The organism is Paenibacillus timonensis (genome assembly GCF_022427145.1).
GTDB lineage: Bacteria > Bacillota > Bacilli > Paenibacillales > Paenibacillaceae > Fontibacillus > Fontibacillus timonensis.
This window is the reverse complement of the sequence record NZ_JAKSXN010000105.1, coordinates 1-8,418: the sequence shown is the minus strand read 5'-3', so window position 1 is coordinate 8,418 and position 8,418 is coordinate 1. Positions and strand designations below refer to the sequence as shown.

Genomic DNA, 8,418 nt, shown 5'->3' with positions numbered 1-8,418 from the left:
ATTTCTTCTTCTGGCGGGTTTTTATCATGGCCCTAACGATGATTCGGCGAACGATCATCCCTCGTTGCCCGGAATCCCGGCCTTCGAGATGCCGCCTCGCAGCGTCGCGCACGCTAAATTCCTGCAAAAATGCAGGCTTTTTCTCCAAAATGACCTGCTGGAGCAAAAAACCTGCAAATGTGCAGGTTTTTTTATGGCATTTGCCTCTTTTGTCCCGAAACCCGAAAAATTCCTGCACTTTTCAGGTTTTTGCCCAGACCCCCCACTTATTCATAAAAAGCCTGCACTTTTGCAGGCTTTCTCAAGAGTGCAGGCCAAAACAGCGGAAGAGAGGTGCGCTAGCGTTAGTCGGTGATCCGGGCTTAGTCATGCATGACCGGCACTCGGCCCTAACGGGATCACACTGCCACGGCTTAGCGCAACGCTCCTCGCCGATTGGCGATCTACCCGCGCGGTTCAGGGCAACGCCCCCCCCCAATTGCGATTCACCCGCGCAATTTAGGAGCAGCGCTCCCTGCAACCCTCGTCGCCCCCATCCGCCGCAGGCTCGGGCCGGTACTTCTGCCGACCCGCAGCTCACCTGCCCCGCGGCTTAGCGCAGCACCCTAACCGACTCGCGGCGTACAAGCCGCGTGTCCAGCAGCACCAGCTCCCCGCCGGCCTGCGGCTCCTCGATCAGCTCGAGGACTTTGCGTGCGCCCATCCGGCTGAGCTGCTCGATCGGGCGCTGCACCGTAGTGAGCGGCGGATTCGTGTAATGCGAGAAGCCGATGTCGTCAAAGCCGACGATCGAGACGTCCGACGGAATCTGCAATCCCGCCTCTGCGGCCGCCTTCATCGCGCCAATCGCCATATCGTCGTTGCAGCAGAATACCGCGGTTGGCCGTTCCGCCAGCGACAGCGCCATCAACATCCCCATCGCCTGATACCCGCTCTCCACGTCGTAGCGACCCTCTACGACCCATTCCTGCCTGACCTTCAGACCAGCGGACGTCATGGCTCCCAGATAGCCCTCCTTGCGCTCCTGCGTCGACTTGTAGCCGGTGATGCCTTCCACCAGACCGACCCGGGCGTGGCCTTGATCGATCAAGTATCGGGTCAGCTTGAAGGCCCCCTCCCGGTCATTGGACACGAAATTAACGATCCCCGGGTCGCCAACGTTCCGGTTCAGCACGACCAACGGAATCTCTTGCTCCCGCACATGGCGGATAAACTTATCGTCGCCTTCGCTTTGGCTCATCAGCAGGATGCCGTCGAACCGCCGTCGGTGGATCGAGCTAAACTCCTGAAAATCGTCGATCCCCCGCAGAAACAGGTTATACTGGACGCCCACCTCCTGGCCCACGCCGCGGATCGCCTCCGCGAGGAAGCTGGAGGACGTCCCCTGGACCATGCTCGTGAAAAACAATCCGATCGTATGCGAGCGCTGAAGCACTAAGCTTTTGGCATTCACATTCGGCACGTAGTGCAGCTGTTCGGCAATCTCCAAGATTTTGCGTTTGGTCTCTTCTTTAATGAGCGGACTGTTGTTCAGCGCCCGAGAAACCGTCATATGCGAGACATTCGCCAGCCGGGCGATGTCTTTGATCGTAGCGGACATGAAGCAGCGTCAATCCTTTCTATTGTTCCGGAAAAGCAAAATACCGTTTCGCATTGCTGTAGCAAATGTCGGTCACGATACGCCCCAGCAATTCGAAGTCCTCCGGCGCTTCGCCGCGGTCGACCCAATCGCCGAGCACGTCGCATAGCAAGCGGCGGAAGTACTCGTGCCGCGTATACGACAGGAAGCTGCGCGAATCCGTCAGCATCCCGAGGAACTGCGACAACACGCCGAAATTGGCCAGCGTACGCATTTGCTGGATCATCCCGTCCTTGTTGTCGTTGAACCACCAGGCGGTGCCAAACTGGATCTTGCCCGGCACGCCGCCGCCCTGGAAGCTGCCCATGATGCTGGCAAGAGCCCAGTAATCGTTCGGGTTTAGCGAATACAGGATCGTCTTCGGCAGCCCGCCATCCTGCTCCAGGGCGTCGAGCAGCCCGGCCAGCGCTTCGGCCAGCGGGCCGTCGTTGATCGCGTCGTAGCCCATATCGGGGCCCAGCCGCTTGAACATCGCCGTGTTCGTGTTCCGCAGGGCATGGATATGCAGCTGCATCGCCCACCCGCGGGCGGCGTATTCCTTGCCGAGGAACCGCATCGTATACGATTTGTATTTCCGTTCTTCCACCGGCGTTACCGAGCCCTTGCTCAGCGCCTTGGCGAAGATCGCTTCCACTTCCTTCAGCGTCGTCTCGCGGTACTCCATCGTATCCAGCGCATGGTCGGACACGCGGCCGCCGATCTCATGGAAGAAATCGATCCGTTCGCGCAACGCGTCCAATAGCGTCCCGTAGTTCGGGATCGGCTTGCCCGTAGCCGCCTCCAGCTTCGCCAGCCAAGGCTTAAATGTCTCGCGGTTGATCTCCAGGAACTTGTCGGGGCGGAAGCTTGGCAGCACGGCCGTGTCGAAGCCCTCCAGCTCCTTGATCTTCAAATGGTATTCGAGCGAATCCGCCGGATCGTCGGTTGTGCACACCACCTTTACCTTCGACTTCGCAATCAAGTCCCGTGCGCCGAACCCTTCGCTTTGCAGCTTGGCGTTAGCTTTGTCCCAAATGGCCGGGGCGTTCTGCTCGTTCAACAGGTCATGAATGCCGAAGAACCGTTGCAGCTCCAGATGCGTCCAATGGTACAGCGGATTGCCGAGCAGCTGCGGCACGACCTTGGCCCAAGCCAGGAATTTGTCGTAATCGTCCGCCCCTCCGGTGATGAGCTCCTCGTCTACGCCGCAAGCCCGCATCACCCGCCATTTGTAGTGGTCGCCGCCCAGCCAGGCCTCGGTCAGGTTGCGGAACGTCTTGTTCTCGTAGATTTCCTGCGGACTCAAGTGGCAGTGGTAATCGAGGATCGGCAGATCCTTCGCGTACTGGTGATACAATACCTCCGCCGTGTCGCTGTTCAGCAGAAAATTTTTCCCCAAAAACTTCTTCGCCATGTTCCCGTTCTCCCTTCGTTTAGATCCGGTGGATCATCCCATTGTTCACGTTAACATCACTCTGCTGATTCTTATTGTAAAGGTTTCCCGGCAAAACGCAAGGAGTTTTATAGGCGCCGGGACGTTACCAAGATTCATGCGTGCATGGGGGCTGTGCAGATCCTATTTTCACTTGGGTTGGATAGGAGGCGAATTGTTGTATTCTCTGCAACATTTTTGCCCCGAAATCGTTTATTTCGCGAAGATTGTTGTATTCCCTACAACATTTTCGGGCTCATCCGACCTGCTCCAGCAATATTGTTGCACTTTATACAACAATTCGTCCCCGAACACGCTGAACCCGGCCAAATTGTTGTACAAAATGCAATATTTTCCCCTCGCCCCATACAAAAACCGCCCTCCCGGCAGCCATCTGCCCAAGAGGACGGTAAAGAAATTAGCGCATTTTGAAATCAAACGGATTCGTCCCCGGCGGCAGCAGTTGGGCGAACGGAAAATGAAATTCCGGAAACCCAAACGCGTAAGGCACATAATCGTACAGTTGGAAAAAGATCGTGACGCCGTCCCCCTGCACATAGTACGACGGATTCGGGCCAATCGTCTTGAAGTTGCCGAAGTACCCGTCGGTTTCCTGCAGCTTCTTGGCAATGGCCGGATCGACGATGCTGCGGTAGTTCGGGTTCGCCCGAAGCAGCTCATCCAACGCCAGCAGCTTCCCGTTATCCAGCCGGAACGTCAGACCCTCACGCACGGTAATGCCATGCGCCCCGCCGGTATAAGAGTACAGATCCTGGTACAGGCTCAGCACCCCGTCCTGATTGTACGTCACCTTGTAGGTACCCACATATTCATAGGGGTTCCCGCTCGGCGTTGTTGGCTGTCCCGCTTTCGCTTCCTTCAGCGCATTTGCCAAGAACGTCTCCGCTTTCTCCTTGAACAGCTTATTGAGTTTCTTCTGAACCGACTTGTGCTTCAGCCCGCTGATTTGCGGATAATCGACCTTAATCGACGCCTCGGGAATTTTCTTCTCGATCGTATGGTTCGTGATTTTGACGCCCTGCCGCTCCTGCTGAAGTACCGGATTCGCCGCGTTCACCCCGCCGTTGAGCTCCACCGGCGACGGCGGCGCTGCTTCGGCCGGAACGACGGCCACCCCGGAAATCATCAGGCCGGCGGTCATCAGCGAAGTCATCATTTTTACCGCGTTACGCTTCATTGGTTATCGCCACCTCTTAAGTTAATACCTAAATTATGACCCTGGTGGCAAAAATTCATGTACGCAAAAACGCCAGCACGCGTTCCCTTATGGGAAGCGTCTGGCGCTTTCGCAGAAGCATTCGGAAGTCCTACCGTCCGCTCTTCAATTCGGTCCAGAAGCGGTCGTACAGCTGCAGCTTGTCGCCTACGTCGCCAAGCCATTCGGTACGGGACAATTCGTCCTCCGACAGATTAATCATCTTGTCGTTCCGGTATTCTTCGCTGTGGAACTCCGCCGCTTTCGTATTCGGATCGCTGTAGCCGATCGATTCGTAGTTCTTCGCGCTCACTTCCGGATCGAGCATGAAGTTGATGAATTTCTCGGCCAGCTCTTTATGCTTCGAGTCCTTCGGAATCGCATAGTTGTCCGACCAGATCGTGCCGCCTTCCTTCGGAACGACGTAAGCCACGTCCGGGTTGTCCTGTGCGATGTAGGAAGCGTCGCCCGACCATACGGTGGCGATCCAGCCTTCCTCTTGAATCATTTTTTGCTTGATGTTGTCGGTATCAAAAGCCAGCACGCTCGGCAGCAAATTCTTCAGATCCTCCACGGCGGCCGTGATCTCGCCTTCGTCGGTGGAGCTGTTGGAGTGACCGGCTTTTTTCAAGGCCATGCCGATCACTTCGCGGTTATCGTCCAGCAAAATAACCTTGCCCTTATATTCAGGGTTCCAGAGGTCTTCCCAGCTGTCGATCTCGTCTTTAACGTATTTCTTGTTGTAAGCGATCCCCGTCACCCCTGAGGTGTAGACGATGGAGTATTTGTTCCCCGGATCGTACGACGGGTCTTTATAAGCATCGGACACATTGGCGAAGTTCGGGATATTGTTCATGTCCATCGGCGCCAGCAAATCCTGCTTGATCATCGTCGCCACCATGTAATCGGACGGTTGGATCAGGTCGTAACCGCCGCCGCCCGCCTTGATTTTGGCCAGCAGGTCTTCATTGTTCGCAAACACGTCATAATTGATCTTCACGTCAAATTCTTGCTCGAACTGCTCCAGCACTTCCTCGTCAAAATTGTCCGCCCAGCTGTAAATGTTCAGCGTCTCCTTCGACGACCCGCAGCCGGACAGCAGTCCGGTAACCATCAACCCTGCCAGCACGAGGCCGGCCCATTTCTTTTTGTTCAATTCCCAATCTCCCTTCCGTTTCGTCATTTACGAATATCAGGATCATCCCATCCTAGAACGGCAGCACGGATTGCTTCTTCTGGCCTTTGCCGCGATTTAGCATGAATTGCGCCAGGAAAATCAATGTCACCGTCACCAGGATCAAAATCGTGCAAAGCGCGTTAATTTCCGGGGAAATACCCCTTTTGACCTGACCGTAGATATAAATCGGCAGCGTGGTCGAATTCGGTCCGCTGACAAAGAAGCTGACCATGAAGTCGTCCAGCGACAACGTAAACGCGATCAAAGCCCCGGAGATGATGCCCGGAGCGATTTGCGGCAACGTCACGTGACGGAACGTTTGCCACGAGCTCGCCCCCAAGTCCTGAGCCGCCTCCTCCAATTGCCCCCCCATGCCGGAAAGGCGGGTGGTGACGACAACGTAGACGTAGGACAAGCTAAACGTAATGTGGGCGATGATGATCGTCATTTTGCCGAGCGGCATGTGCAGTTGATTAAACAGCACCAGCAAAGACAAGCCCATGATGATATCCGGGATAATGATCGGCAAATACAGTAAACCGCCCATTCCCGCTTTATAGCGGCGGCCCAGCTTCCGCATCGCCAACGCGGCCAGCGTGCCGAGCACCGTAGAGATCACCGTCGAGACGATCGCCACGGTCAAGCTGTTGGCCAGCGCCTCCATCACATGGCGGTTTTCGAACAGCGAGACGTACCAGTCGAACGTAAAGCCGCTCCAATCGGCCGCCAGCCTGGAGCTGTTAAACGAGTATGCAACGATAAACAGGATCGGCACATAGATAAAAATCATCATCACCAGCGAATGAACGCCGAGCAGCGGATGGCTTTTGGTTTTCATGAACGCACCTCCCGCACCTTTTGATACCGGGACGTCATCGCCCGATTAAACAGCGCGATCAGAATCAGCGAGGTGATCACGAAAATCACGGACAGCGCCGAGCCGAACGGCCAGTTGCGGGCCCCCAGGAACTGACTCTGGATGATGTTGCTGATCATGGCCGATTTCGCCCCGCCGAGGATGTCGGTTACGACAAACATGCCGGTCGTCGAAACGTACACCAGCACCGAGCCGGTCATGATCCCGGACTTGGTTTGCGGCAGCGTAATGTGCCAGAACGCTCTCCAGCGCGACGCCCCAAGATCGCTGGCCGCTTCCAGCAGCTTCTTGTCCATTTGCTCCAGCGCCACATAAATCGGCAGCACCATAAACGGAATGAACGTATAGACCATGCCGAGCAACACGGCGCCTTTGGTGTAAAGCATCTGCAGCGGCTCGGTGATCAGCCCCATGCCCAGCAGGAGCTCGTTCACGATCCCTTGCGTGCGCAGCAGCAGCACCCAGGCATAAGTGCGGATCAGGAAGTTGATCCAGAACGGCACCGTAATGAGCACCAGGCCCCAGGTTTGCATTCTCGGGCCGGCATTTGCAATATAGTAGGCCAACGGATAACTGAGCAGCAGGCATAATGCGGTCGTCAGCACCGAGAGCAGAATCGTATCCCAATAAATCCCCAAATATAACGGGTCGAAAAATAGCGCGTAGGCATCCAGATTAAAATCCAGCACCACATTACCGAGGTCGTCGCGCCCCATAAAAGAGATGCCTACGACGATCAGCATCGGCACGACCAGGAACAGGCATAACCACAGGAGCACCGGCAGCATGCTCAAGCCAGATTTCTTCATGATCCGATGACCACCTCGTCCTCCGGCTTCCAATCCACCCCAACCGTCTCCCCGATTTGCCAGGTACGGTCATCGTTTACGTCCAACACGACCGATACGGTCATCGGTTCGTTGTCGAGCTGAACGATCAGCTTGTGAACGCCCCCGAGGTACAACACGTCCAGCAGCTCGCCGCTTCGCTTGGGTTCGGCGCCTTCGCCGCCCCGTAAGGCCCTGAGTTTCTCCGGACGCACGGCAAACAGCCGCCCGTCCCGGGAGAAGATGTTGTTCTCGCCAACGAAGGTAGCCGAAAACAACGTAGCCGGCTGTGCGTAAATTTCCCGCGGCGTGCCGATCTGTTCCACCTGGCCGCTGTTCATGACGACGATGCGGTCGGACATCATCATCGCTTCTTCCTGGTCATGCGTCACGTAAACGAACGTGATGCCCAAACTGCGTTGCAGCTGCTTGAGCTCGGCCTGCAAGCTTTTGCGCAGCTGCAGGTCCAGCGCCCCCAACGGCTCATCCAATAGCAGCACCCGCGGCTTGTTGGCAATCGCCCGTGCGATGGCCACCCGTTGCTGCTGCCCGCCGGACAGCTGGTGCGGATAACGTTTGGTCAGCGCGGTCAGCTGCGTCATCTCGACTGCCTCCCGCACCCGTTCCTGCTGCTGCTTGGCCGGCATCTTCTTCATTTTGAGCCCGAAGGCCACATTCTCTTCCACTGTCATATGAGGAAACAAGGCATAATGTTGAAAGACAAGGTTCAAATCCCGGCGATTCGGCGGCAAATTCGTCAGGTCCTGTCCGTCGAGCAGGATTTTCCCTGCGGTCGGTTGCTCGAACCCGGCGATCATGCGCAAAATCGTCGTCTTGCCGCAGCCGCTCGGGCCCAGCAAGGTGAGGAATTCCCCTTCCTTAATCGTGAGCGATAGCGGATGCAAGGCGACCTGTCCCGCAAAGTGCTTCTCCACCGCGGCCAGTTCTATCATCTTTGCATCAACTCCTTCAATGTAGGCTTGTCTTCCTAAGAAAAAAAAGCCATATCCATTGGTATGGCTTTAACGGGTCCTAAATTCATTTTTTCGCATATTCACTATACCTTGTTTTGGCGCGGGTTACAATAGTTTTTCTGGGATCTTGGGATAGAGGCCGGGGTTGGAGGAACGAGGCGAAACTCGATGGACAATTTGTCCAGGCATTTAGCCTCCTGGCAAGCGTTAGACAAATACACACGGAACAGGCCACCCCTTTGGTTCCACCTCGCTCGTCAAACACCGATGTTTACATAAAAAACGGCCTCCGGCAAA

At 56.0% G+C, this 8,418-nt stretch carries 8 protein-coding genes; 1 reads left to right on the top strand and 7 read right to left on the bottom strand.

The window, feature by feature from the left end:
• The coding region (locus tag MJ257_RS23975) for a hypothetical protein (protein WP_240271686.1) at positions 1 to 355 on the top strand (355 nt) is incomplete at its 5' end.
• A 237-nt stretch (positions 356 to 592) separates the two neighbouring features.
• Here MJ257_RS23975 and MJ257_RS23970 read toward each other — a convergent pair.
• From MJ257_RS23970 to MJ257_RS23940, 7 genes are all read right to left on the bottom strand, one after another.
• On the bottom strand, positions 593 to 1,600 hold the full coding sequence (locus MJ257_RS23970) for a LacI family DNA-binding transcriptional regulator (protein ID WP_240271684.1): 1,008 nt from the start codon (positions 1,598 to 1,600) through the stop codon (positions 593 to 595).
• Between the two features lie 19 nt (positions 1,601 to 1,619).
• A complete protein-coding gene (gene uxaC / locus MJ257_RS23965; protein WP_240271682.1) occupies positions 1,620 to 3,032 on the bottom strand; it encodes a glucuronate isomerase in 1,413 nt (470 codons plus the stop codon).
• Between the two features lie 436 nt (positions 3,033 to 3,468).
• Positions 3,469 to 4,248: a DUF3298 and DUF4163 domain-containing protein gene (locus MJ257_RS23960; RefSeq protein ID WP_240271680.1), complete on the bottom strand. Its 780-nt coding sequence runs from the start codon at positions 4,246 to 4,248 to the stop codon at positions 3,469 to 3,471.
• A 130-nt stretch (positions 4,249 to 4,378) separates the two neighbouring features.
• On the bottom strand, positions 4,379 to 5,380 hold the full coding sequence (locus MJ257_RS23955; RefSeq protein WP_372489893.1) for a polyamine ABC transporter substrate-binding protein: 1,002 nt from the start codon (positions 5,378 to 5,380) through the stop codon (positions 4,379 to 4,381).
• A 94-nt stretch (positions 5,381 to 5,474) separates the two neighbouring features.
• Positions 5,475 to 6,281 (bottom strand): ABC transporter permease, encoded by an 807-nt coding sequence (locus MJ257_RS23950; protein WP_240271676.1) that lies wholly within the window; start codon positions 6,279 to 6,281, stop codon positions 5,475 to 5,477.
• Positions 6,278 to 7,129: an ABC transporter permease gene (locus MJ257_RS23945; protein WP_240271674.1), complete on the bottom strand. Its 852-nt coding sequence runs from the start codon at positions 7,127 to 7,129 to the stop codon at positions 6,278 to 6,280. The genes MJ257_RS23950 and MJ257_RS23945 overlap by 4 nt, the downstream gene beginning before the upstream one ends.
• Complete coding sequence (locus MJ257_RS23940) at positions 7,126 to 8,100, bottom strand: ABC transporter ATP-binding protein (RefSeq protein ID WP_240271672.1); 975 nt, start codon at positions 8,098 to 8,100, stop codon at positions 7,126 to 7,128. The genes MJ257_RS23945 and MJ257_RS23940 overlap by 4 nt, the downstream gene beginning before the upstream one ends.
• Positions 8,101 to 8,418 lie beyond the last annotated feature (318 nt).